18 protein-coding genes are annotated in these 22,175 nt (G+C 71.9%); 9 read left to right on the forward strand and 9 right to left on the reverse strand.

The features are described from left to right. Nucleotides 1-167 precede the first annotated feature (167 nt). Nucleotides 168-2,552 (forward strand): PQQ-binding-like beta-propeller repeat protein, encoded by a 2,385-nt coding sequence (locus tag HED23_RS02965; RefSeq protein WP_203181885.1) that lies wholly within the window; start codon nucleotides 168-170, stop codon nucleotides 2,550-2,552. A gap of 36 nt (nucleotides 2,553-2,588) precedes the next feature. Here the strand turns inward: HED23_RS02965 and HED23_RS02970 are convergent, their stop codons facing one another. Next, on the reverse strand, nucleotides 2,589-3,302 hold the full coding sequence (locus HED23_RS02970; RefSeq protein WP_203181886.1) for a hypothetical protein: 714 nt from the start codon (nucleotides 3,300-3,302) through the stop codon (nucleotides 2,589-2,591). A gap of 213 nt (nucleotides 3,303-3,515) precedes the next feature. Between HED23_RS02970 and HED23_RS02975 the strand changes: the two genes are divergently transcribed. Continuing rightward, nucleotides 3,516-4,043 carry a hypothetical protein gene (locus HED23_RS02975; RefSeq protein ID WP_203181887.1) on the forward strand — a complete coding sequence of 176 codons (528 nt, stop codon included), beginning with the start codon at nucleotides 3,516-3,518 and terminating at the stop codon, nucleotides 4,041-4,043. Between the two features lie 128 nt (nucleotides 4,044-4,171). Here the strand turns inward: HED23_RS02975 and HED23_RS02980 are convergent, their stop codons facing one another. The 3 genes from HED23_RS02980 to HED23_RS02990 form a co-directional block, all read right to left on the reverse strand. Next, a complete protein-coding gene (locus HED23_RS02980) occupies nucleotides 4,172-4,345 on the reverse strand; it encodes a hypothetical protein (RefSeq protein WP_203181888.1) in 174 nt (57 codons plus the stop codon). A 195-nt stretch (nucleotides 4,346-4,540) separates the two neighbouring features. Then, nucleotides 4,541-7,507, reverse strand: a complete 2,967-nt coding sequence (locus HED23_RS02985; protein WP_203181889.1) for an AfsR/SARP family transcriptional regulator — start codon at nucleotides 7,505-7,507, stop codon at nucleotides 4,541-4,543. Between the two features lie 365 nt (nucleotides 7,508-7,872). Beyond that, nucleotides 7,873-8,076: a cold-shock protein gene (locus HED23_RS02990; RefSeq protein ID WP_003967102.1), complete on the reverse strand. Its 204-nt coding sequence runs from the start codon at nucleotides 8,074-8,076 to the stop codon at nucleotides 7,873-7,875. A 306-nt stretch (nucleotides 8,077-8,382) separates the two neighbouring features. Between HED23_RS02990 and HED23_RS02995 the strand changes: the two genes are divergently transcribed. The 4 genes from HED23_RS02995 (at nucleotide 8,383) to HED23_RS03010 (ending at nucleotide 13,231) form a co-directional block, all read left to right on the forward strand. Then, entirely contained in the window at nucleotides 8,383-9,261 is an 879-nt protein-coding gene (locus HED23_RS02995; protein ID WP_203181890.1) for a menaquinone biosynthetic enzyme MqnA/MqnD family protein, read from the forward strand. A gap of 372 nt (nucleotides 9,262-9,633) precedes the next feature. Further along, a complete protein-coding gene (locus tag HED23_RS03000; RefSeq protein ID WP_203181891.1) occupies nucleotides 9,634-11,307 on the forward strand; it encodes a serine/threonine-protein kinase in 1,674 nt (557 codons plus the stop codon). A 72-nt stretch (nucleotides 11,308-11,379) separates the two neighbouring features. Then, on the forward strand, nucleotides 11,380-12,579 hold the full coding sequence (gene mqnC, locus HED23_RS03005; protein WP_203181892.1) for a cyclic dehypoxanthinyl futalosine synthase: 1,200 nt from the start codon (nucleotides 11,380-11,382) through the stop codon (nucleotides 12,577-12,579). A gap of 7 nt (nucleotides 12,580-12,586) precedes the next feature. Continuing rightward, nucleotides 12,587-13,231, forward strand: coding sequence for an imidazolonepropionase-like domain-containing protein (locus tag HED23_RS03010; RefSeq protein WP_203181893.1), 645 nt, complete (start codon nucleotides 12,587-12,589; stop codon nucleotides 13,229-13,231). 133 nt (nucleotides 13,232-13,364) lie between these two features. Here HED23_RS03010 and HED23_RS03015 read toward each other — a convergent pair whose 3' ends face one another. From HED23_RS03015 to HED23_RS03025, 3 genes are all read right to left on the reverse strand, one after another. Beyond that, nucleotides 13,365-14,213 carry a DUF3152 domain-containing protein gene (locus tag HED23_RS03015; protein WP_238441825.1) on the reverse strand — a complete coding sequence of 283 codons (849 nt, stop codon included), beginning with the start codon at nucleotides 14,211-14,213 and terminating at the stop codon, nucleotides 13,365-13,367. Nucleotides 14,214-14,371: 158 nt separating this feature from the next. Beyond that, nucleotides 14,372-15,181: a hypothetical protein gene (locus HED23_RS03020; RefSeq protein WP_203181895.1), complete on the reverse strand. Its 810-nt coding sequence runs from the start codon at nucleotides 15,179-15,181 to the stop codon at nucleotides 14,372-14,374. 12 nt (nucleotides 15,182-15,193) lie between these two features. Further along, on the reverse strand, nucleotides 15,194-15,724 hold the full coding sequence (locus HED23_RS03025) for a SigE family RNA polymerase sigma factor (protein ID WP_203181896.1): 531 nt from the start codon (nucleotides 15,722-15,724) through the stop codon (nucleotides 15,194-15,196). Nucleotides 15,725-15,844: 120 nt separating this feature from the next. On the opposite strand from HED23_RS03025, the gene HED23_RS03030 reads away from it, so the two are divergent. Continuing rightward, nucleotides 15,845-16,537 (forward strand): demethylmenaquinone methyltransferase, encoded by a 693-nt coding sequence (locus HED23_RS03030; protein WP_203181897.1) that lies wholly within the window; start codon nucleotides 15,845-15,847, stop codon nucleotides 16,535-16,537. A 12-nt stretch (nucleotides 16,538-16,549) separates the two neighbouring features. Here HED23_RS03030 and HED23_RS03035 read toward each other — a convergent pair whose 3' ends face one another. Continuing rightward, nucleotides 16,550-17,068: a GNAT family N-acetyltransferase gene (locus tag HED23_RS03035; protein ID WP_203181898.1), complete on the reverse strand. Its 519-nt coding sequence runs from the start codon at nucleotides 17,066-17,068 to the stop codon at nucleotides 16,550-16,552. A gap of 97 nt (nucleotides 17,069-17,165) precedes the next feature. Between HED23_RS03035 and HED23_RS03040 the strand changes: the two genes are divergently transcribed. Further along, nucleotides 17,166-18,449, forward strand: a complete 1,284-nt coding sequence (locus HED23_RS03040; RefSeq protein ID WP_203181899.1) for a geranylgeranyl reductase family protein — start codon at nucleotides 17,166-17,168, stop codon at nucleotides 18,447-18,449. A 65-nt stretch (nucleotides 18,450-18,514) separates the two neighbouring features. Further along, on the forward strand, nucleotides 18,515-19,996 hold the full coding sequence (mptB, locus tag HED23_RS03045; protein WP_203181900.1) for a polyprenol phosphomannose-dependent alpha 1,6 mannosyltransferase MptB: 1,482 nt from the start codon (nucleotides 18,515-18,517) through the stop codon (nucleotides 19,994-19,996). Nucleotides 19,997-20,063: 67 nt separating this feature from the next. Here mptB and HED23_RS03050 read toward each other — a convergent pair whose 3' ends face one another. Further along, on the reverse strand, nucleotides 20,064-20,897 hold the full coding sequence (locus tag HED23_RS03050) for a C40 family peptidase (RefSeq protein WP_203181901.1): 834 nt from the start codon (nucleotides 20,895-20,897) through the stop codon (nucleotides 20,064-20,066). Between the last annotated feature and the right edge of the window lie 1,278 nt (nucleotides 20,898-22,175).

Consider the following 22,175-nt stretch of genomic DNA (forward strand, 5'->3'; position numbering starts at 1 on the left):
TGGAGTGCCACACAACACCCCGACTCGCCCCCGGGTTCGCAACCAGGGCCCGGGACAGGAAGAATCAGGGTGCGCACCGCCAAGTGGTGCCCAGTGGTGAGACGCTGCACAGGGCGGGAATTCGCGGGCTTCTGTTCTTGAGGTCCGTACGGGGAGGTGGCAGGCAAGTGGAGCAGCTGACGCAGCATGACCCGAGGCGGATCGGCCCGTTCGAGGTGCTGGGACGGCTCGGGGCCGGCGGCATGGGGCTGGTCTATCTGGCGAGGTCGGCGTCGGGCCGACGGGTGGCGATCAAGACGGTCCGCACGGAACTGGCCGAGGACCAGCTGTTCCGGGTCCGTTTCACGCGTGAGGTGGAGGCCGCTCGCGCGGTCAGCGGTTTCTACACCGCCGCCGTGGTCGACGCCGACCCGAGGGCGGCCGTGCCCTGGCTGGCAACCGCCTACGTCCCCGCTCCCTCCCTCGAGGAGATAGTGAGTGAGTGCGGGCCGATGCCGACGCAGGCCGTGCGGTGGCTTGCCGCCGGGATCGCCGAGGCACTGCAGTCGATCCACGGTGCGGGCCTCGTCCACCGCGACATGAAACCGTCCAACGTCCTGGTCGTCGAGGACGGGCCCCGGGTGATCGACTTCGGTATCGCGTCCGGCGTGTCCAACACCCGGCTGACCATGACCAACGTCGCGGTGGGCACGCCCGCCTACATGTCCCCGGAGCAGGCGCGCGACTCGCGCAGCGTGACGGGCGCCAGCGACATCTTCTCGCTCGGCTCGACGCTGGTCTTCGCGGCGACGGGGCACGCGCCCTTCCACGGGGCGAATCCGGTCGAGACCGTGTTCATGCTGTTGCGGGAGGGCCCCGACACGGAGGGGCTGCCCGACGACCTCCGCCCGCTCATCGAGTCCTGCATGCAGATGGACCCGACCCGGCGGCCCAGCCCGGCGGACCTGCAGTCCCAGCTGGCCCCGCACCTGTTCGCCTCCGGCAGCGACGACAGCGGCACGGCGTCGGCCTGGCTGCCGACCGTCGCCACGGCGATGATCGAGCAGCGCCGCGGCGGCGGCCGTACCTTCGCCGTCGCACCGGCCCCCGTGGCCGTGCCTCCGCCCCCGTCGCAGCCGCCGCCGGCCGCCGGCCCGGACGGGGCGTGGCGCGGCGGCGGTGACCTGCGGACCGCGCCCGCCCCCGCCCCCGCGCCGGTGTCCGCGTCCGCCCCTGACGGCGGTCCCGTGCGGCTGCCCAACGCCAAGGTGCCGATCGGCCCGGGGCCGCGTCCCGTGGACGTACGCGGCCCCGCCGCCGCCCATGCCGACCCGGCCACCGGCTGGGTGCGCGCGCCCGGCGGGCAGACCGCGGCGGTTCCGACCGCGCCGGTACCCGCGCCCGCTCAGGCCCCGGACGCGGCGCCCGCCGCGCCGGAACGCTGGCGACCGTGGCGTTTCCGCATGTCGAACGACGTGTGGGGCACGCCCGTCGTGGTCGGCGATCTGCTGTACGTGACGTCCTTCGAGGTCCACGCCCTGGACGTGGGCAACGGGCGCCGGCAGTTCAAGACGCGCGACGTGGCCTGGTCGATGGCTGTCGACGGCGGCCGGATCCACGCCTCGGACGGTCCGTCCCTCTACGCGCTGGACGCGGCGACGGGCGCCGAGCGGTGGCGGCACCGGACCGATGCCTGGGTGTACTCGCTCAAGGCCGACCGGGGCACCGTCCTGACCGGGACGCGAGGCGGCGGCGTACAGGCGTGGGAGGCGGCCGGCGGTGAGAAGCTGTGGGAGACCGGGGGAGTCCAGACGGACTTCGAGACCCCGGAGGCCGGCCCCGTCATCCACGACGGCACGGTCTTCCTGTGGCAGGACGCCCGGCTGCGGGCCGTCGACGCGCGCACCGGCACGGAGCGGTGGTCGTACCCCATCGGCGACGCCGCCTCCTGCGGCGGGGTGCCGGTCCGGGTGACCCCCGCCGCCGACGGCTCCGTGTACGTCTCGGCGGGGACCCGGGTGCTTGCCGTGGACACCGCCACGGGCCGGGTGCGCTGGCACTTCGAGTCACCGGCGGTCTTCCTCTCCCCGCCCGCCTTCGCGCCGGGGCCCGCGGTCACCGGCGGCGGGGTCTACCTCGCCGACTACCTGGGCACCGTGTACGCCCTGGACGCCTCCACGGGCAAGGACCGCTGGCGGATCGCGACGGAGGCCAGGCAGTCCATCGAGCCCGTGCTGGTCGCGTCGGGCAACGTGCACGTCGGCAGCGGCAGCGCCCTGTACACCCTGGACGCGGTGACCGGTACGCCGAAGTGGCGCTTCGCCGCGGGCGGCGAGGTGGTCGGCGCGCCGGTGGTCGCGGACGGCCGGGTCCACTTCGGGTCGGCGGACCACGTTCTCTACACCCTGGACGCGGCAGGCGGGCAGCTCCGCTGGAAGCTGGCCACGGGCGGCGAGATCACGGGCTCCCCGGTGGCGCAGGCGGGCGTCGTGTACGCGTGCAGCAAGGACCGCTGCGTGTACGCCCTGGACGCGCTGAAGGGCACGGGGACGGGGAACAGGGCCAGGACCTGAGCCCTCAAGGGGTGGGGCGGGTTTTGACCTGAGCCCTCAGGGGTGGGGCGGGTGGTACCGGTCCCGGTCGTGCTGCTGCCCCGGCGCGGGGTGGCCGTCCCCGTCCTGGACCGGGTACGGGGCGGTGTCCTCGTCCTGGGCCGGGTACCCGCGGGTGTTCTCGTCCTGGGCCGGGGACGCCCGGTGCCGGCCCGGCCCGGTGTACGGATCGGCCTCGGGCTCCGGCCCGGGGGACGTCTGCGCGGCCGGACCCGGTTCCTGCGTGGGCGGCCAGGTGTCCGGACGGTCGTCCGGCGGCACGGGAAAGGGCTCGGCGGTGCGCCTCGTCCGCGCCGCCCGCTGCCGCCCCGACATCAGCAGCGCGCCCAGCAGGAGCAGGACGCCGCCCGCCAGCGCCTGCGCCACGCCCCAGCGGAGCCCGGAGCCGCCGCCGTCGACCGTCAGGCCGTTCGCTGCCTGCCCCTGCCTGACCATCCACAGCACGGTGAAGCCGATCACGATCAGCCCCGCGAGGGCCACCACCCAGCGCGAGCGGAACACGATGCCCACGAGGGTCACCAGCGCGGCGAAGAGGAACGGCAGCAGGATCGACCCCATCACGGACGACGAGACCTGGCTGATGCCGTCGAACAGGTCCTGGATGCGGTAGTCCCGCCCCAGGCGGTCGTCGTACCAGCTGTGGAAGGGGCTCTGCACGGCCGCCGCCGCTCCCACGAGGGCGACGACGGAGCCGAGGACATTGCGGATCATCGACAGCCTCCCGGGCCTTGGCGCACGGCTGTGCGCACCGCTCCCCGCAACGACGCTACGCCGGGCCGATCCCCCCTGCCATCGGAGACCAGTACGAGATCGTGACAGGGTCATGACGCGACCATGGGGCAGCGCCCGGAATGCTGTGCGTTACGGTGTCGCGCGGTCGTGCGGCGGCCGAGGATGCCGACAACAGCTAGGGGGGCTGCATCGATGATGCGGCGACAGGTCAGGTTCGCGGCGGTACTGGTCGTGGTGGTGCTCGCGCTCACCGGATTCTCCACGTCCAGCCACGGCGGCAGGAGCGGGAAGAGCAGCGGTGGGTCCGGGGGAGGTGGCTGCTCCAACTCCAAGAAGAGCAACAGCGGCTACCGTGACCACGACGACGACTACGACAGCTCGTCGAGCTCGTCCGGCGGCTCCACCTACGAGTCGGCCACCCCCGAGGCGACCGCGTCGGACGCCCCCGGTCTGCGCGTCATCCGATGCGCCCAGCCCAAGAAGGGCAAGCGCAAGGCGTGGACCTCCTCGTCGATCGAGATCCGCTCGACCGCGACGACCACGCATCTGTACGAAGTGGACGTGACGTTCGTCGACGCCAAGGGTCTGACGGTCGACACGGGTGAGCTGGAGGTCGAGCTCGGCGCCGGCGAGTCCAAGGTCATCTCCGTCCCCATGGACAGCCCCCGGCTGGTCTCCCGTGTGAAGCGCTGCCAGGTCGCGGCGGAGGCGCGCTACTGACGTGGGCGCGGTGCCCGCGTGGTGACCGGGGTGTCACCCGCGATCAGGTGTGCCGGACGCGGACGTGCAGCGGCCGCGACGGCTCCCCCTCCGCGCCGCCGCGGCCGCTCCCCCCGTCTTCTGTAGGACTAGCGCGGGTCGCCACCGGTCATGTGGCTGTCCAGCGTCGCGATCTCGGGCTCGCCGGTCATGTGGCTGTCCGCGGGCTTGGCCACGGGCTCGCCGGTCATGTGGCTGTCAGTCGGCTTGACGTCCCCAGCGGTGCCCGCCTTGGGGACCTCGATCTTCTTGGCGTCGCTCATGTCGTGAACTCCATCTCCCGGTGCATGGACAGGCGGCAAAGCCCGTCCGGCTGTTCCCCCGTGGACTGCCGGACGGGCTGTTCAGAGCCGTTCACCTTAGTGCGCGGTCCGACGGCCGAATCGTCTGCCCCCCGACGCGACGCTCCGACAGCAATCACAATGCAGGGCTGCGATAAACGAACGATGAACGTGCTGTCAGCGGCCGTTGGGCGTGGAGGCCGGCGACAGCAGGAGACGGACGGCGTCGGCCTCGGGTGCTTTCAGCTGTTCGAGGGTGGACAGGGCCTCGTGCCAGCACACCTTCGCCCGGTCCACCTGCCCGATCCGCTCAAGGGCCTTGCCCAGCACGGTCAGGACGTTGGCGCGACGCCACTCACCGCCTATGTGCAGGAGGACCGCCAGGGCCTGCTCGGACAGAGCGGCGGCCTCCCCGGGGCGCCGGGCGTCGAGATGGACTTCGGCCAGCCGGAAGAGCGTCATGCCCTCCCACAACCGCTGACGGCTTTCCCGGAAGACGTCGAGCGCCTCCTGCAGCCTCTGCTGGGCTTCGTCCTGACGGCCCGCGCGTGCCAGCGCGAGTCCGAGTGCGTACCGGCCGTTGGCCAGGCGCAGGGTGAGCCCCAAGCGGTTGTAGAGCGCGACCCCTTGGCCGGCGAGCCGCACCGCGCTGTCGGTGCGGCCGATGGCGAGGTGGATACGCGAGAGGTTGCACAGGGCGCTCGCCTCGCCGGGCTGGTTCCCGTCGGCCCGGAACGCCGCGATGGTCTGCTGAAGGAGTGGCTCCGCCTCGGCGGGCCGGTTCTGGTAACCAGCGATGATCCCGAGTTCGTTCGGGGCGTTGCAGTTCGTCCAGACGTCGTCGACCGCCGGTGCCAGCAGCATGGCGCGTCGTGCTTCGTCCTCGGCCTGCCGGAAACGGCCGGCCATGCTGTGCACCTGGGCGAGCGTCGTGCGTGCGCGGGCTTCGGAGCGCGGGTCACGGGCGGCCACGGCGGCGTCCCGCACCGCGGTGGCCGCCGACTCGAACTGGCGGGAGTTGGCACCCGACTCCGCGAGATCCTTGGCGGCCAGCATGAGATCGACGCTGCGGCGGACCTGTCCTGAGGCGGCGGCCTGCTGAGCGCACGCGAGTATCGAACTCGCCTCGGTGTAGAGCCAGTCCAGCGCCGTCCTGTGCTCGGCGAAGTCGAGGCCGGGGTGTTCGGCGGCATCCAGGTGCTCGACCGTCCGGTCCCCCGGCCGCTCCAGCGCGTACACCCCCGCCGCCGTCGCCAGGTAGAAGTCCAGCAGCCGTGACAGCGCCAGCTCCCTCTGGGCCGACGGCTGTTCGTCGCGTTCGGCGCACGCACGCGCGTAGAGGCGGACCAGGTCGTGGTAGCGGTAGCGGCCCGGGGCCGCCGATTCCAGGAGGCTGGTGTCGACCAGTGACTCCAGGAGGTCCTCCGCCGTGTGGGGGTCCAGGTTCAGGAGGGCGGCCGCCGCGGCGAGGGAGATGTCCGGTCCGTCCGCCAGGCCGAGGAGGCGGAAGGCGCGGGCCTGGGCCGGCTCCAGCTGGCCGTAGCCGAGCTCGAAGGTGGCCTTCACCGCGAGGTCGCCCGCCTGGAGTTCGTCGAGGCGGCGGCGTTCGTCGGCCAGCTTCGCGGCCAGCACCGACACCGTCCAGGTGCGACGGGCGGCCAGCCGGGAGGCCGCGATGCGGATGGCCAGCGGCAGGAAGCCGCACGCGGCCACCACGTCCAGGGCCGCCTCGCGCTCCGAGCGGACGCGTTCGTCGCCGACGATGCGGGTGAAGAGCTGCAGCGCCTCCTCGGGGGACATCACGTCCAGGTCCACCAGGTGCGCGCCGGCCAGGTCGACCATGCGGACGCGGCTGGTGACCAGCGCGGCGCAGCCCTCGGTGCCGGGGAGCAGGGGACGGATCTGTGCCGCGTCATGGGCGTTGTCCAGCAGGACCAGGATGCGTCGGCCGTCGAGGGTGGAGCGGTAGAGGGCGGCCCGCTCGTCCAGGGAGTCGGGGATCGCGGAGTCGGCGGTACCCAGCGCGCGGAGGAACGCGCCGAGGACCGTCTCGGGTTCGGCGGCCCTGGCGCCCGCGCCCTGGAGGTCGACGTACAGCTGGCCGTCCGGGAAGTGCGGGCGCGCCTGGTGGGCGACGTGCACGGCGAGGGTCGTCTTCCCGACGCCGCCGATACCGGCGAGCGCGGAGACGGCCATCACGGAGCCCTCGGAGGTGGAGAGCCGGTTGCCCAGTTCGCGCACGAACGAGGCGCGGCCCGTGAAGTCCGGGACGGTGGCCGGGAGCTGGGCCGGGCGGACCGGGGCGGAAGCCGGCGCCGGCTCGTCGCCCGGGCGGGCCAGCTCCTCGTCGGCCTGGAGGATCCGCTGCTGGAGCTGGGCGAGCTCGGGACGCGGATCGACGCCCAGTTCCTCCGCGAGCAGGCGACGGGTGTCGGCGTACACCGCGAGGGCCTCGGCCTGCCGGCCGCTGCGGTAGAGGGCGATCATCAGCAGCTCGCGCAGCCGCTCACGCAAGGGGTGCGCCGCGGTGAGCGCGGTCAGTTCGGAGACCGCCTCCGCGTGGCAGCCGACCTCCAGGTCCAGGTCCAGCCGGGTCTCGGTGAGCTGGAGGCGCCACTCCTCCAGACTGGTGCGCTGGTTCTCCGCGTACGGTCCGGGCAGTGAGGCCAGTGCCTCGCCGTCCCAGAGTCCGAGCAGCTTGTTGATCAGCGTTCGGGCCTGGCAGCGGTCCCCACCGCCGCGGGCCTTCTCCGCCTCGGAGGCCAGGTCCTGAGCGAGCGTCAGGTCGAGTGCCTCGCGGGAGATCCGGACGGCGTAGCCTCCGGACTCGCTGACCAGGGTGTCCTGGCCGAGGATCTTGCGGAGCCGGGACGCGTACGTCCGGACCGTGGCCAGCGCCTGGGACGGGGGGTCGTCTCCCCAGAGTGCGTCGATGAGTTCGGCGGCGGTGGCCGTGCGGCCGTAGCGCAGGAGCAGCGCCGCCAGCAGGGCCCGTTGCTGCGGGGACCCGGACGGCAGGAGCTCGCTGCCGCGCCAGGCGCGTACCGGACCGAGCACGGTGAAGCGCAGTTCGGCGCCGGCCGCCCGTTCCCGCGGAGCGCGTTGCTCCGGAACGCGCACGCCAGGTCCGTTGTCGCGGTCCATGATGCCCCCAGTCCTGCTCGCCCCGCCGGTGCCGCTGATCCCGCTCTGTTCCGTACCGCTGGTATCGCGGTCAACAGTCTGCCTTGTAATGGGCGGACTCGTCAGCATCGGGTGATGCTCTGCACAGGCCCTCGACAATGATCGGGGGCGAGGGCACGGGCAGGACGCGCGGCGATGTGCCGGGTGGGGCGCCGGAGGGGGGGAGGCAGTCGTGGCCGCCACCGGACTTCCGTAGCCGTGGGGGTGCCGCCGTCCTGGTGCCGCAGTCGTGGGTGAAGAGGCAGGAGCCCCGTTCCTCCGCCGAAGCGGGGGAGCGGGGCTCCTTGGGTACTGCTCACTCGGCCGCGATCGGCCGACCCGGGCAACTAGGCCGGGGTGACGTTCTCAGCCTGCGGACCCTTGGGTCCCTGAGTGACGTCGAAGTTCACGACCTGGTTCTCCTCGAGGGAGCGGAACCCGGACGCGTTGATCGCGGAGTAGTGGACGAAGACATCCGGGCCGCCGCCGTCCTGGGCGATGAAGCCGAAGCCCTTTTCAGCGTTGAACCACTTGACGGTTCCGGTAGCCATAAGCCCTCCTTGGGCCAAAGGGTTGCCCTGCTCCAGAACCTGCAAACAAGTCTGAAAACTACAAAAGCCTGCGGGTTACATGCTCCGCAGGCTCTGTACTGCAAGGGAAACCAAACTGCAACTTGCGGCGAGCCTAGCACGCAGTCTGTGGGGAGCGGTAGAGGGAAAGATCACTTCACCCGGATGTTTGGTCGGGCCTCCGGAGAGCTGACGGACAAAGCCCCACGGGCCGGTCGGAGCACCCCGGCGAGGCCGGCACGCGGCCCCGATGATGCCGGCCGGCAAGGGCAGGTCTAGCCTCGCGATGTGGACAATTCAACCGTCTCTCCCGTAGAAGGCGACGACCGTCGCAGCAGGCCGCGCGTCGGCCACATCCAGTTCCTGAACTGCCTCCCCCTCTACTGGGGCCTGGCACGGACCGGAACCCTGCTCGACCTGGAGCTCTCGAAGGACACCCCGGAAAGACTCAGTGAGCAGCTGGTCAGGGGGGACCTGGACATCGGTCCCGTCACCCTGGTCGAGTACCTGCGCAACGCCGACGAGCTGGTCGCCCTCCCCGACATCGCCGTCGGCTGCGACGGCCCCGTCATGTCGTGCGTGATCGTGTCGCAGCTCCCCCTGGAGCAGCTGGACGGGGCCCGGGTGGCCCTCGGCTCGACCTCACGCACCTCCGTGCGGCTGGCCCAGCTGCTGCTCGCCGAGCGCTACGGCGTCGCACCCGACTACTACACCTGCCCGCCGGACCTCGGCCTGATGATGCAGGAGGCCGACGCGGCCGTCCTGATCGGCGACGCCGCCCTCCGCGCGAACCTGCACGACGCCCCCAGGCTCGGGCTGCAGGTCCACGACCTGGGTCAGATGTGGAAGGAGTGGACGGGGCTCCCGTTCGTCTTCGCGGTCTGGGCGGCACGCAAGGACTACCTGGCCACGCACCCCGAATACGTGGAGAAGGTGCACGAGGCGTTCCTGGCTTCCCGTGACCTCTCGCTGGAGGAGGTCACCAAGGTGGCCGAGCAGGCGGCGCGCTGGGAGGCCTTCGACGCCGAGGTGCTGGAACGCTACTTCACCACCCTGGACTTCCGCTTCGGCCCGGACCAGCTCGCCGGCGTGCGCGAGTTCGCCCGGCGGACCGGCCCGACGACGGGCTACCCGGCGGACGTGAACATCGAACTGCTCGGAGGCTGAAGCCCTGTACGGGAATGGTGCGGGAAAGGTGAATCCCGTACCTTCCCGGGGCCTCCTTCCCCGGGAAGCCCTTTCTTTCCGGCGCGAGGCCCAGACATTCCGCCCCCTCGAAAGGGATCGCGTGTCCGGAGTTCCGCCGAGGGGCCTCTCTTCGCGGCCGCGCGGTGAATTGCCGGTGTCTCCCGGGACGCCTTCACGTTTCCCTACGGTGGGTCCTCTCGGAGGCGGAACGGCGTATTCGCGCCTTTCCGGGTGGCGAAATCCCTGCTTCGTGCCTATAGGGGCGAAATCGGCGTAAGGGGCTTGTGTGACCGTGCGACCCGCGCCGCCTAGGCTGCCGTCCGAGTCCCGGGGACCACAGGGGGAGACCGTATGCAGCCGCTGGAAGCCGGCGAACCGCACACCATCGGCGCCTACCGGCTGCTCGGCAGGCTCGGTGCCGGCGGGATGGGCCGGGTCTACCTGGGCCGCAGCGCGGGCGGGCGGACGGTCGCGGTCAAGGTGGTCCACCCGCACTTCGCCCTCGACGAGCAGTTCCGCGCGCGATTCCGTCGTGAGGTGGACGCCGCGCGGCGCCTCGGTGCGCAGTGGACGGCCCCGGTCCTCGACGCCGACCCCGACGCGGCCGTGCCGTGGGTGGCCACCGGCTACGTGGCCGGCCCGCCGCTCTCCGACGCCGTCACCCGCCACGGCCCGCTGCCCGAGTACGGGGTGCGGACCCTCGGTGCCGGGCTCGGCGAGGCCCTCGACGCCGTGCACGCGCACGGCCTGATCCACCGGGACGTCAAGCCGTCCAACGTCCTGCTCGCCCTCGACGGCCCCCGGCTGATCGACTTCGGCATCGCCCGGGCCCTCGGCGCCACGGTCTCCCTCACCTCCACCGGTGTCTCCGTCGGCTCGCCCGGCTACATGGCGCCGGAACAGATCCGGGGCCTGGACATCTCCGGCGCGGCCGACGTCTTCTCCCTCGGTGCGGTACTCGCCTACGCGGCGACCGGCACCGCGCCATTTCCCGGTGACTCCTCCGCCGTACTCCTCTACAAGGTGGTGCACGAGGAACCCGAACTCGGGGACCTGGAGGGCGAACTGCGGGAGCTGGTCGCAGCCTGCCTCGCCAAGGAGCCCACCGACCGGCCCACCCCCGCCGAACTCGCCCGCAGGCTCGCGCCGGGCGGTGCCGCCGCGCTGGTGGCGCCCGGCTGGCTGCCGGGCCCGCTGGTGCGCGAGGTCAGCCGGTCGGCGGTGGCCCTGCTGGACCTGGAGCCGCAGGACGCGCCGGTGCAGTCCGGGCCGGTGCCGTTCAGCAACGCGTCGCTGGGAAGCGCGGCGCTCGGCGCCTTCGGTCCGCCGCTGCCGCCCCCGCCCGCGGAGCCGCCGTCCGCGGACACGTCGGGGCAGGGGGGAGCCGGCGCCCGTGTCGCCGTCACCATGGACACCGGCGGCCCACGGTCCGGTCCGCGCCGCGGGCGCCGCGTCAGCTGCACCGTCGCGCTGGCCGTGGCCGGCGCGCTCGCAGTGGTCACCGTCGGTGTCGCGTCCCTGGGCGACCTCTTCACGGGCAGCGGCGGCAACGGCCACGGCAACGACGCCGCGCAGCCCCTGGCGTCCGGCCGCACGCAGACCCCGTCGGACACCGCGCAGACCTCCCCTCCGGCCTCGGCCTCCACACCGGTGAGCTCGCTGCCCAAGGCGTTCGCCGGCACCTGGAAGGGCTCCGCGACCGAACGCAGCGGCGCGCCGCACGGCACGGTCACCGCCGTGTTCGTCGAGGGGAAGAAGGGGGAGGAGGTGGTCCGGCTGTCGTACCGGTTCGACGCGCTCGGGACGACCGTCGTCTGCAAGGGCGTCGGCACACTCGTCTCCGGCACGGCCACAGCGCTGAAGGTCCGGGAGCGCGCCGACCCCGACGCCCGCACCGGCGCCTTGTGCACCGGCGGCGAGGCCGACCTGGTCTTCACCCTCGCCTCCGACGGCACCATGCTCTACGAGTCCCACGAGGAGGCCGCGGGCACGCCCAAGGGCACGCTCGCCCGGTCCGACGGCTGACCCCGGAAGGGGCTGGCGTAGGCTGGATCGGTCCGTGGAACCGCAGAAGAACCGCCGAAAGGTGACAGCCCGGTGACCGAGAAGGCCGACCTTCAGCCCGTCCTCGACCGCGCCGCCGAAGGCGGGCGGATCTCCCCGGAGGAGGCGCTCGACCTCTACAGGTCGGCACCGCTGCACGCGCTGGGGGCCGCGGCCGACGCCGTGCGCCGCCGCCGTTACGCCGGTACGGAGCACATCGCGACGTACATCATCGAGCGCAACATCAACTACACCAACGTCTGCGTCACCGCCTGCAAGTTCTGCGCGTTCTACGCCCCGCCCAAGGACACCGGCAAGGGCTGGACCCGCGACATCGACGACATCCTGCGCCGCTGCGCGGAGACCGTCGAGCTCGGCGGCACCCAGATCATGTTCCAGGGCGGCCACCACCCGGACTACGGCGTCGAGTACTACGAGGAGCACTTCTCCGCGATCAAGAAGGCGTTCCCGCAGCTGGTCATCCACTCGCTCGGTGCCTCCGAGATCGAGCACATGGCCCGCATCTCGGGCGTCTCCGCGAAGGAGGCGATCGAACGCATCCACGCCGCCGGTCTCGACTCCTTCGCCGGCGCCGGCGCCGAACTGCTGCCCGCCCGGCCGCGTACGGCGATCGCCCCGCTCAAGGAGTCCGGCGAGCGCTGGCTGGAGATCATGGAGATCGCGCACGGCCTCGGCGTCGAGTCCACCTCCACCATGCTGATGGGCACCGGCGAGACCAACGCCGAACGCATCGAGCACCTGCGGATGATCCGCGACGTCCAGGACCGTACGGGCGGCTTCCGCGCCTTCATCCCCTACACCTACCAGCCGGAGAACAACAAGCTGAAGGGGCGGACGCAGGCCACGCTCTTCGAGTACCTGCGGATGATCGCCATCGCCCGGCTCTTCCTCGACAACGTCGCCCACATCCAGGGCTCCTGGCTGACCACCGGCAAGGAGGTCGGCCAGCTGTCCCTGCACTACGGCGCGGACGACCTCGGCTCGATCATGCTGGAGGAGAACGTCGTCTCCTCGGCCGGCGCCAAGCACCGCTCGAACCGGCTCGAGATCATCGACCTGATCCGCAAGGCGGGCCGTGTCCCCGCCCAGCGCGCCACGACCTACGAGCACCTCGTCGTCCACGACGACCCGGCGAACGACCCCGTCGACGAGCGCGTCGTCTCGCACATCTCCTCGACGGCGATCGCGGGCGGCACCGCGCACCCCGAGCTGAAGCTCCTCAACGCCAACTGAGCCGCCCGTGCTGACCGTTCACGCCGCGCCGCTGGTCCTTCCGGTCGGTGCGGCAGGCATCGAGGGGGGCGCCGTCGCCGTCGACGGCGACCGGGTCGTCGCTCTCGGCCCGTACGACGAGGTGACGGCCGCGCACCCGACGGCCCGGGTCCGGCAGTGGCCGGGCGTCCTCACCCCCGGGCTGCGCCAGTGGGACGGGGTCCCGCTGCTGACCCGCTGGTACCACCCCGACCCGCGCGAGGCGGACGAGCTCGGCGAACAGCCCCTGACCGGGGCGGATTTCGAGCGGCTGGCCGCACGGATGGACGAGCCCCGCCGGGCGGGCAGCGTACGCCGAGGGCTGCAGCGCATGCTGCGACACGGCACCACCCACGTCGCCGGCGGGTTCGCCGATCCGGCGGTGCGCACCGCCGTGGGCCGCGCGGGCCTGACGGTGGTCCCGCCCGCCGGGGCCCCGGCCGGCGAACCGGGCCTGGACCCCTTCACCAGGGGGCGTGACCTGGCGGGATCCGCGCACGGCCCGCTCGGCGTGGGCGGCCGCGCGGACCTCGCCGTCTTCGACCTGCCGGACGAAGCGGCGCTGTGCGCGACGGGCGCGGCGGCATGCGTGGCCACGGTCCTCGGCGGACGGCTGGTGTACCGGCGGCGGTGAGGACCGTCCCGGTCGTGTCCTGGGGTGCGGCTGCGGCCTCGGGGGAGCGTCCGGTCGTGCCCTGGGGTGGAGACCACGGCCCCGGGGCACCCCCCCGGTCACGTCCGGGGCGGGCGCCCGCGGCCACGAGGCCTCACGGCACCGACGGGCCGCCCAGGTAGCGGCCGTTCTCGTCGTACGGCCAGGCGTTGGACTTGCAGCCCTTCAGCCCCTTGATCTGCTGCATCATGGCCGGGGCCGGTTTTCCGGGGCCGGGGCAGGTCTCGTGGCCGTGGCCCAGCCAGTGGCCCACCTCGTGATTGATGATCAGGGCGCGGTATTCGGACGCCGGGCCGTCGAAGGTCGGTGAACCCAGCTGCCAGCGGGCGAGATTGACCATCACGTTCATCCCGCCCCGGCAGTTCACCTCGCCCCTGGTGTCGAGTCCGTACTGCCCGCAGAGGCGGTCGGTGGTCTTCGGCGTCCCTATCCGGATCACCAGCCCGGCCGATCCGTCGTCGACCTGGCGGAAGGTGCGGCTTCCGTTCCTGCTCCAGCCCCGTGGGTCGGCGAGTATCCCGGCGATGTCCTCGGCGGCGCTCTCCGGGTCCACGCCGATTCCCTCCTCCACCTCGACCCGGTAGCGGCTGCCGCCGCCTTCGGCCCCGGAGTCCTGGCGCGCGACCGTGAAGGTGCCGGAACCGGATTCCGGTACGGAGTCCGGATCCACGGGTTCCTCGTCCACGGACTCCTCGGCGCCCGGTGAGGCCGCGGGGGGCTTCGACGCCTTGGGGCTCGCAGACCGCTCCGGCGGCGCCGACGCCTTCGGAGAGGCCGGGGCGGACGACGGGGTGGCCCGGGTCTCCTCCCGGTCGGCCGCGACCGCGGCGCCGTCGTCCTGCCACGGCGGGGCGACGTAGAGGAACGCGGCGGCGGCCACCGCCGCGACCACCGCGCCGGCGAAGACGGTACGCCTTCGCCGCACCCGTCTTCGGCGGGCCATGGAGCGCTTCCGGGCCTGTGCGCGAGAGGGCCGTGCTCCCGGCGCCGGCGCCCCGGCCCCCCTGCGGCGGCCGGCGGCGCTCCGTGCCCGATCGTTCTCGTCCGTGTGCATGCTCTGGTGTGTCCATCGTCTCGTCATGGCCGTCCGGGGCGGATGGATCATCCGCCCCGGACGCTGACCTGCTTCTCGAGCACCGGGTGCTCGTCCGCGTACCGCACGACGTCCAGCAGTCCGCTCTCGCGTACTCCGTCCAGGAGCTGCCGGGCGGTCACGGGCGCGGAAACCCCTTTCCCCTCGTCCGGTGAGACGTCGATCAGGGCGGTGCTGTTCCCGAAATCGAAGGAGATCGAAGTGGACGTGGTGTCCGGGGAGTTGACGGCGGCGACCCGGAGGCTCGCCTCGACCGTCTCGGTGAGCTGCCGCTTCTCGCAGGTCAACCGTTTCGCGGGGATGCTCCGGCAGGCTCTGGCGGCCTGGCCGTCGAGCGGGCGGACCGTGAAGTTCACCAGGAAGACGTTTCCGTCCCGCTCGCCCTGGTAGAGCGCCACGGAGGAGTCGAGCGGCCGGATCATCCCGACCTCGTCCGGCAGCGCCTCGTCGAGTGCCACGGCCGCGCGCTGCTGGAAGTCCTCCAGCCGCCGCCGCTCGTCCGCCGGCAGGCCGGTCAGGCTGCCCTCCTCCTCCGGCCCGCCGGTGGGCGCCACATGGACGGGCGTACGGTACGGCGCCGCCGCCACGCCCGTATCGAACCGCACGGTGTCCGAGCCGGGGCCGAGGCCCGCGAGGGCCGCCGTACCGAGCGTCACCAGCGTGACCGCCCCGAAGGCGCCCGCCGTGACCACCAGCCGGGCCCTCGCCCGGCGCCGCCTGCCCCGGGTCACAGCGCCGGGCACCAGGTCGGGGAGCGGGCCCAGCCCGTCCGTCGTACGCACCATGACGTCCCTGACCAGCGACGAGTCCTCGTCCATCACTCAAGCTCCTCAGTTCGGTGTGGTGTAGACATGGGCAGGTCCCAGCCGCTCCCGCAGTCGGGCCAGGGACCGTGAACACTGGCTCTTGACGGTGGACTCGCTGCACCTGAGCTGCTCGGCGACCGACTCCACGCTGAGGTCCTCCCAGTAGCGGAGGACCACCATCGCCCGTGCCCGGGGCGGGAGTTCGGCAAGGGCTGCCAGCAGCGTCACCGTCAGGTCGGGACCGACGGCGGCCCTGGGCACGGCGATCGGGGTGTGCGCCAGAAGATCGCGCAGCCGCCGCCTGCGCTCCGCGAGATACGTACGCGTGAGCACCGTGCGCGCATACGCCTCGGGGTGGTCGGCCGCGCTCACCCGCCGCCAGTGCTGGAAGATCTTCGCGAGGGCGGTCTGGGTCAGGTCACGGGCGCTCTCCTGGTCACCGCAGAGCAGATACGCCGTGCGGTAGAGGCGGTGCTGGCTCGCCCGGGCGAAGTCCTCGAAACTCATCTCGACATCGCTCGGGCCGGTGGAGTGCCGGCCACGCAGGACGGACATCCGCCCCCCTCTCCCTGTTCCGGTCGGTCACACCCTTCTATGAGTGCTGCCGGCGCCGAAAGGTTGAAGCCGTTCCACGCCGCCGCGAGAGACCGGGGGCGGGGCTGCTTGAATGGGAGGGTGACCCGAGCATCCCTGGACAAGCAGCCGCACGAAGTCGCCTCGATGTTCGACGACGTGGCGGCGAACTACGACCTCACCAACGACGTGCTGTCCCTCGGGCAGGCGCGGCTCTGGCGCAGGGAGGTCGCCCGGGCCGTCGACGCCCGGCCGGCCCAGAAGATCCTCGACCTGGCAGCGGGCACGGCCACCTCCTCGCAGCCGTTCGCCCGGGCCGGCGCCTACGTGGTGCCGTGCGACTTCTCGATCGGGATGCTCCGGGTCGGCAAGCAGCGCCACCCGTGGATGCCCTTCACCGCGGGTGACGGCACCAGGCTCCCCTTCAAGGACGAGACCTTCGACGCGGTCACGATCTCCTTCGGGCTGCGCAACATCCAGGACACCGGCGCCGCGCTGAGCGAGCTGTACCGGGTCACCAAGCCCGGCGGGCGCGTGGTGATCTGCGAATTCTCCCAGCCGACGTGGACGCCCTTCCGGACCGTCTACACCGAGTACCTGATGCGCGCCCTGCCGCCCGTGGCGCGTGCGGTGTCTTCCAACCCGGACGCGTACGTCTACCTCGCCGAGTCGATCCGCGCCTGGCCCGACCAGGCCGGCCTCGCGACGCTGCTGCAGAAGGCCGGCTGGTCGAACGTGGCCTGGCGCAACCTCACCGGTGGAGTCGTGGCACTCCACCGGGGCGTGCGCGACTGACCCCGCGGAGGCTCAGAGCTCCAGCCGGAAACAGAACGCCTCCTGCTTCGACACCGGGCTGACGTACGTCTCGGCCTGACGCATGCCGAGACGTACGGCCACCGCCACGGAGCGGGCGTTCCGCGTGTTGATCATCGCCACGACCTCCCGCACCCCGAGAGCCCTCACCCGCTCAAGCGTGGTCCGGGCGGCCGCGGTCGCGTAGCCGTGTCCCCACGCCGCCCGGCCGAGCCGCCAGCCGATCTCGACCTCGCCCACCGGGCCGAACGACTCGTGCGGCCACGGCTGGGCGCCGGTGAAGCCGAGCACCGCGCCGGCGTCGTCCAGCACCGTCCACAGGCAGTGGCCGAGCTCGGCGTCGTGGCGGCGCTGGCGGGCGGTCAGCTCCTCGTACACGGAGTACTCCGCCGGGCGGCCGCCGTGGAACTCCATCACCTCCGGATCGGCGAACACCCGGTGCCAGGCCAGGGCGTCCTCGTCGGTGGGGACGCGCAGATGTACGGACGGAGTCGAGTCAGGCACGTGCGGCATCGGGGAGCCCTTCGGAAGGTTGATCAGCAGGCACCCATAGACTGCACGCGACATGTGCCGCGCGGCACGCGAATTCGAGTCTTCGGGAGATCCGACCGTGACCGAGCCCCTCTCCGAACACAGCGCGGACGTGATCGTCGTGGGAGCGGGCCCAGCCGGCTCCACGACCGCGTACTACCTCGCGAAGGCCGGACTCGACGTCCTCCTCCTGGAGAAGACGGCCTTCCCGCGTGAGAAGGTCTGCGGCGACGGTCTCACCCCGCGCGCCACCAAGCAGCTCGTCTCCATGGGCATCGACATCTCCGAAGAGGCCGGCTGGCTGCGCAACAAGGGCCTCCGCATCATCGGCGGCGGCGTCCGCCTCCAGCTCGACTGGCCGGACCTGGCCTCGTACCCGGACTACGGACTGGTCCGCAAGCGCGACGACTTCGACGAGCAGCTGGCCCGGCAGGCGCAGAAGGCCGGCGCGCGGCTGTACGAGCGCTGCAACGTCGGTGAGCCGGTCAAGGACGAACGCACCGGCCGCATCACCGGCGTCCACGCGAAGCTCGGCGAGGAGAAGACCCCGGTCACCTTCCACGCCCCGCTCGTCGTCGCCGCCGACGGCAACTCCACCCGGCTCTCCCTCAACATGGGCCTCCACCGCCGCGAGGACCGCCCGATGGGCGTCGCGGTCCGTACGTACTTCACCTCGCCCCGCCACGACGACGACTACCTGGAGTCCTGGCTGGAGCTGTGGGACCGCCGTGGTGCCGAGGACCGTCTGCTGCCCGGCTACGGCTGGATCTTCGGCATGGGCGACGGCACGTCCAACGTCGGCCTCGGCATCCTGAACTCCTCGTCGGCCTTCAAGGAGCTCGACTGGCGTGAGGTGCTCAAGGCCTGGTGCGCATCCATGCCGGAGGACTGGGGTTACACCCCCGAGAACATGACGATGCCGATCCGTGGCGCCGCGCTCCCGATGGCCTTCAACCGCCAGCCGCACTACACCAAGGGCCTGCTGCTCGTCGGTGACGCGGGCGGGCTCGTCAACCCGTTCAACGGCGAAGGCATCGCGTACGCCATGGAGTCGGGCCAGATCGCCGCGGACGTCATCGTCCAGGCGCACGCCCGCTCCACCCCGGCCCAGCGGGAACTGGCCCTGCACCACTACCCGAAGATCCTCAAGGACACCTACGGCGGCTACTACACGCTGGGCCGCGCCTTCGTGAAGATGATCGGGAACCCGAAGGTCATGAAGATCGCCACGCAGCGCGGCCTGACCCACCCGGTGCTGATGAAGTTCACGCTGAAGATGCTCGCGAACCTCACCGACCCGACGGGCGGCGACGCGATGGACCGCATCATCAACGGCCTCTCGAAGGTCGCCCCGAAGGCCTGAGCCGACGGGCCCGGGGTGACCCGGGCCCTCCGCCCCGGTGGTCCGCACTGCGATAGGTTCGGGCCATGGGGGCAACAGGGGCATGGACCACCGGCGGCTGCCGACGACTCGGCGCGGCCGGATCGGTGGCGGTCGCACTGGGAGGCTGGGCGGTCGGCACGCTCCCCGCCCACGACCCGTGGGGACTGTGGGTCCCCCACGGGACCGCGGTGACCGCAGCGGGCTACGGACTGGCGTACGGCGGGCTTACGGTCCTCGTCGTCGCCTGGTGGCTGTACGGGAGGACAGGAGCCTCCGTACGCGACACCCTCGTCACCCTCGCGTGGTGGACGGCCCCGCTCGTCCTCGCACCCCCGCTCTACAGCGCCGACGTCTACAGCTACATCGCGCAGGGCGCGATGGTCCTCGAAGGACACGACGTCTACAGCGTGGGGCCGTCCGTCCTCGACCCCGGCGGGCCGGGCGGCGACGCCGCGGCCAGCGTCGGCGGGCACTGGACCGACACCCCGGCCCCGTACGGACCGTTCTTCCTCGTTCTCGCGCGCGGCGTGGCCTGGGCGACCGGCGGCACGATCGTGCCCGCCGTGCTGGGCATGCGCCTCATCGCCCTGGCCGCACTGGTGCTGATCGTGTGGGCCCTGCGCGGTCTCGCGCGGGAGCACGGCCGCAGCGAGAGCGCCGCGCTGTGGCTCGGGGCGCTGAATCCGCTGCTGCTCATCCATGTCGTCGGCGGCGTCCACAACGACGGACTGATGACCGGGCTCATGCTCGCCGGCGTGCTCCTCGCACTCCGGGGGAGGTGGATCACCGGGTCGGCGGCCATCGGGCTCGCCATGATGGTGAAGTCGCCCGCGGCGGTCGCGCTGCTGTTCGTCGGCGTCGTGGTGGGCCGGGCCGCGAGCGGGCCGGTCGTCCGGCGGGTGGCGAAGGGGCTGCTGGCGCCCGGGCTGGTCGCCGGGGCGGTCGTCGTCGGCGTGACGTTCCTCGGCGGCACCGGCTTCGGCTGGCTCGGGACCCAGGGCGTCGCGGGCCGCATCCACACCGCGCTGTCGATCAGCAGCGACCTCGGCCTGGGCCTGGGCGAACTCCTGCGGCTGCTGGCCGGGACCGACCCCGATCCCGTCAAGTCCGCCGTGCAGAACCTGGGGCTCCTGGTCGCCCTGGTGCTGATCGCCCGCCTGGCGTGGCACGCGACGACGGGGCGTACGGAACCCGTTCACGCCCTGGGCGTCGCGCTGCTGGTCCTGGTCGCGCTCTCGCCGATGGTGCAGCCGTGGTACCTGCTGTGGGCGACGGCGGTGCTCGCCGCCACCGCGAACGGCGGCCGGGCCCTGGGCGCGGTCACCGTGCTGTCGGCCTCGCTCGTATACGAGACACAGCCCTCGGGCTCGACTCCGCCCTACGGATTCGTGCTGGCCGCCCTCGCGTGCGCGGCGGGCGTCGTGCTCCTGCGCCGTGACAGGGCAGAGCGCGAACGGGGAAGCGTGCCGGGCCAGCGCCGGCCGGCGGACGCCCCGCTGGGAGCGGACGCGCCGACAGCACGATGACGGGCCGTCGCTCCCGGACGAGGGAGTGACGGCCCGCGATCGTGCTCAGGCGTGCGGAGCTTGTGAATCAGAGAACGCGGACGGCGCCCGACGGCGGGTCGTAGTCCAGGGACTTCTGCACGACGCCGGTGCTGGAGTTCTGCGCACCGACGAACTGACCGCCGCCCACGTAGATCCCGACGTGGTAGGCGCTGCCCGCACCGCCCCAGTACAGGATGTCGCCGGGCTGGAGGTTGTCGAGCGAGACCTGGGTCCCGGCGGTCGACTGGCTCTGCGAGACGCGCGGCAGGTCGACGCCCACCGAGCCGAAGGCGGCCTGGACCAGACCCGAGCAGTCCCACGAGTTCGGGCCGGTGCCGCCGGAGACGTACGCGTCGCCGACCTGGGACTGCGCGAACGCGATGACGGCCGCGGCGGACCCGGTGGCGCTCGACGACGAGGAGGGGGAGGACGAGGAGGAGCCGGAGGAACTGGAGGAACCGGAGGACGCGCTGAGCGTCGTGCGCTCGGCGGTGCGGGAAGCACGCTCGGCGGCCTCCGCCTTCGCCTTGGCGGCTGCTTCGGCCTTCTTCTTGGCCTCTGCCTTGCGGACGGCCTCGGCCTTGGCCTTCTTGGCGGTCTTGGCCGCGGTTTCGGCCGCCGCGTCCTCATGCGCCTGCGTCTCGAGGTCGAGAGCGACCGCCTGGGTCGCCTGCGCGGACGCAGCGACGGAGGTGGAGAGCCCTGCCGTGATGGTGGGCATCTCGATGGTCTGGGTGACCGGCTCGGCCTGAGCCGGTCCGGCGGCACCGGCGACCGCGATGGTGCTGAGGACGCCACCGGCAACTCCTGCCCGCAGCGCCGTCTTCGAGGCGCTCTGGCGGGGCTTCCGGTGGCTGGGTATGTGAGCGGTGTGGGACATGGGTACTAGCGCTATCAGGGCTGTAGGGGTCCCATCAAGAAACGTGTGTTGCGACACAGTTACGTTCGGAATCCGTGAATCCGCTTATTCGGGGCCCCTATTGACGCCCTAACGGGCAAAACGGTCACGTGATCGCACCGCTGTGATCACGGCGTTCTTTCAATACGCCCGAATTGCCCGTCGCTTACCATCCGTTCACACGGTTGGCCAAGCCCGCTTTTCTTGGCGTGCTCGTGGAGTGATGCAGGTCACAGTATGAGTCTCCTATGAGCGGCAACCGTGCGCCCGCGCCCGGATTCGGGTCCGGGGGTTACTCGATCTTCGCTGCGGTGCGACCTATTGGTGAGTCATGTCCGGTTTGAGTCGGGCTCTTTCGGTGGACTGCCGAGGGTTGGATCTCGGTGACGGCCAGCCTTCGGGCTCCCGGGTGCCTCGTCCGATCATCCGCCCGGCGCGGTCGCGATACGGGTTCGGCCGCAGCGCCGGTTCGGCTCCGGCGCAGGAGCCGCTTCGGCGCCGGTTCCGGTTCGGTGTCCGCCGGCCGTGGCGGAGGCCGGTTCGTGACGCCGGGCGGTCGCGAGTCGGCCCGGGGGTCGGCGCCTGTTCCGCGTGGAGCCGGTTCCTTCCGTTCTGTTCCGTCCGTCGCGTTCCGCTACGTTCCGCCACCTTCCGCTCCGTTCTGTCCGTTCCGGTCCTGTCCGGTCGTCCGGTCGTGATGACGGTCCGGTGGCGACGGTCGGTCTCCGGTCGCGACTCCGACCCCCTTGCTCCCGATCTCTCCATCTCCCCGGCGGGCTTCGGCTGTGGGCCGGGGCGCGGCGCGGGGGGAGGGGGGTGCCGCCCGACTCCTGCCGGCGCCCCGTCCGCCCCGGGGGCGTGCGCATACGTCTCCTCCCCCTTCCGTTCCGGCATCGCGCGCGGAGAGTTAGTGAACGAATGCGCATGGCCACCGTCCACCTGTATCCGGGCCGCCCCCCTTCCGGGTGGGGGTGAACTGTGACCGGCGCCTATATCACCCCATCGACGTCCATCGCCAATTTGCTTGTAGGTGCCTACCATTGATAGTGATCCACAGCTTTGACCAGCAATAACGCAGCCAAATGTCACGTCTCGTAACCGCTCGGCCGCTTCGCGTACGTAGATCACCGCTCATCCGACTTCATGATCGTTCGGGAGGTGGTGGAGATCACAAAGACGGTGACGTACCCCGTGTCGCAGATCACAGGACGGCAGGCATAGGATGCGGGGCAGTCGGGCTTGTGAACTGCCTCACATGTG

It is taken from the genome of Streptomyces pratensis (assembly GCF_016804005.1).
Classification (GTDB): domain Bacteria; phylum Actinomycetota; class Actinomycetes; order Streptomycetales; family Streptomycetaceae; genus Streptomyces; species Streptomyces pratensis_A.

Excerpts from the sequence above, each read along its gene's own strand:
- HED23_RS03035 (WP_203181898.1), bottom strand. The coding sequence starts at position 17,068 with ATGCCGCACGTGCCTGACTCGACTCCGTCCGTACATCTGCGCGTCCCC.
- HED23_RS02990 (WP_003967102.1), bottom strand. The coding sequence starts at position 8,076 with ATGGCTACCGGAACCGTCAAGTGGTTCAACGCTGAAAAGGGCTTCGGC.
- HED23_RS02980 (WP_203181888.1), bottom strand. The coding sequence starts at position 4,345 with ATGAGCGACGCCAAGAAGATCGAGGTCCCCAAGGCGGGCACCGCTGGG.
- mptB (WP_203181900.1), top strand. The coding sequence starts at position 18,515 with ATGGGGGCAACAGGGGCATGGACCACCGGCGGCTGCCGACGACTCGGC.
- HED23_RS03015 (WP_238441825.1), bottom strand. The coding sequence starts at position 14,213 with ATGGCCCGCCGAAGACGGGTGCGGCGAAGGCGTACCGTCTTCGCCGGC.
- HED23_RS02975 (WP_203181887.1), top strand. The coding sequence starts at position 3,516 with ATGATGCGGCGACAGGTCAGGTTCGCGGCGGTACTGGTCGTGGTGGTG.
- HED23_RS03050 (WP_203181901.1), bottom strand. The coding sequence starts at position 20,897 with ATGTCCCACACCGCTCACATACCCAGCCACCGGAAGCCCCGCCAGAGC.
- HED23_RS02970 (WP_203181886.1), bottom strand. The coding sequence starts at position 3,302 with ATGATCCGCAATGTCCTCGGCTCCGTCGTCGCCCTCGTGGGAGCGGCG.
- HED23_RS02985 (WP_203181889.1), bottom strand. The coding sequence starts at position 7,507 with ATGGACCGCGACAACGGACCTGGCGTGCGCGTTCCGGAGCAACGCGCT.
- HED23_RS03020 (WP_203181895.1), bottom strand. The coding sequence starts at position 15,181 with ATGGACGAGGACTCGTCGCTGGTCAGGGACGTCATGGTGCGTACGACG.
- HED23_RS03025 (WP_203181896.1), bottom strand. The coding sequence starts at position 15,724 with ATGTCCGTCCTGCGTGGCCGGCACTCCACCGGCCCGAGCGATGTCGAG.
- HED23_RS03000 (WP_203181891.1), top strand. The coding sequence starts at position 9,634 with ATGCAGCCGCTGGAAGCCGGCGAACCGCACACCATCGGCGCCTACCGG.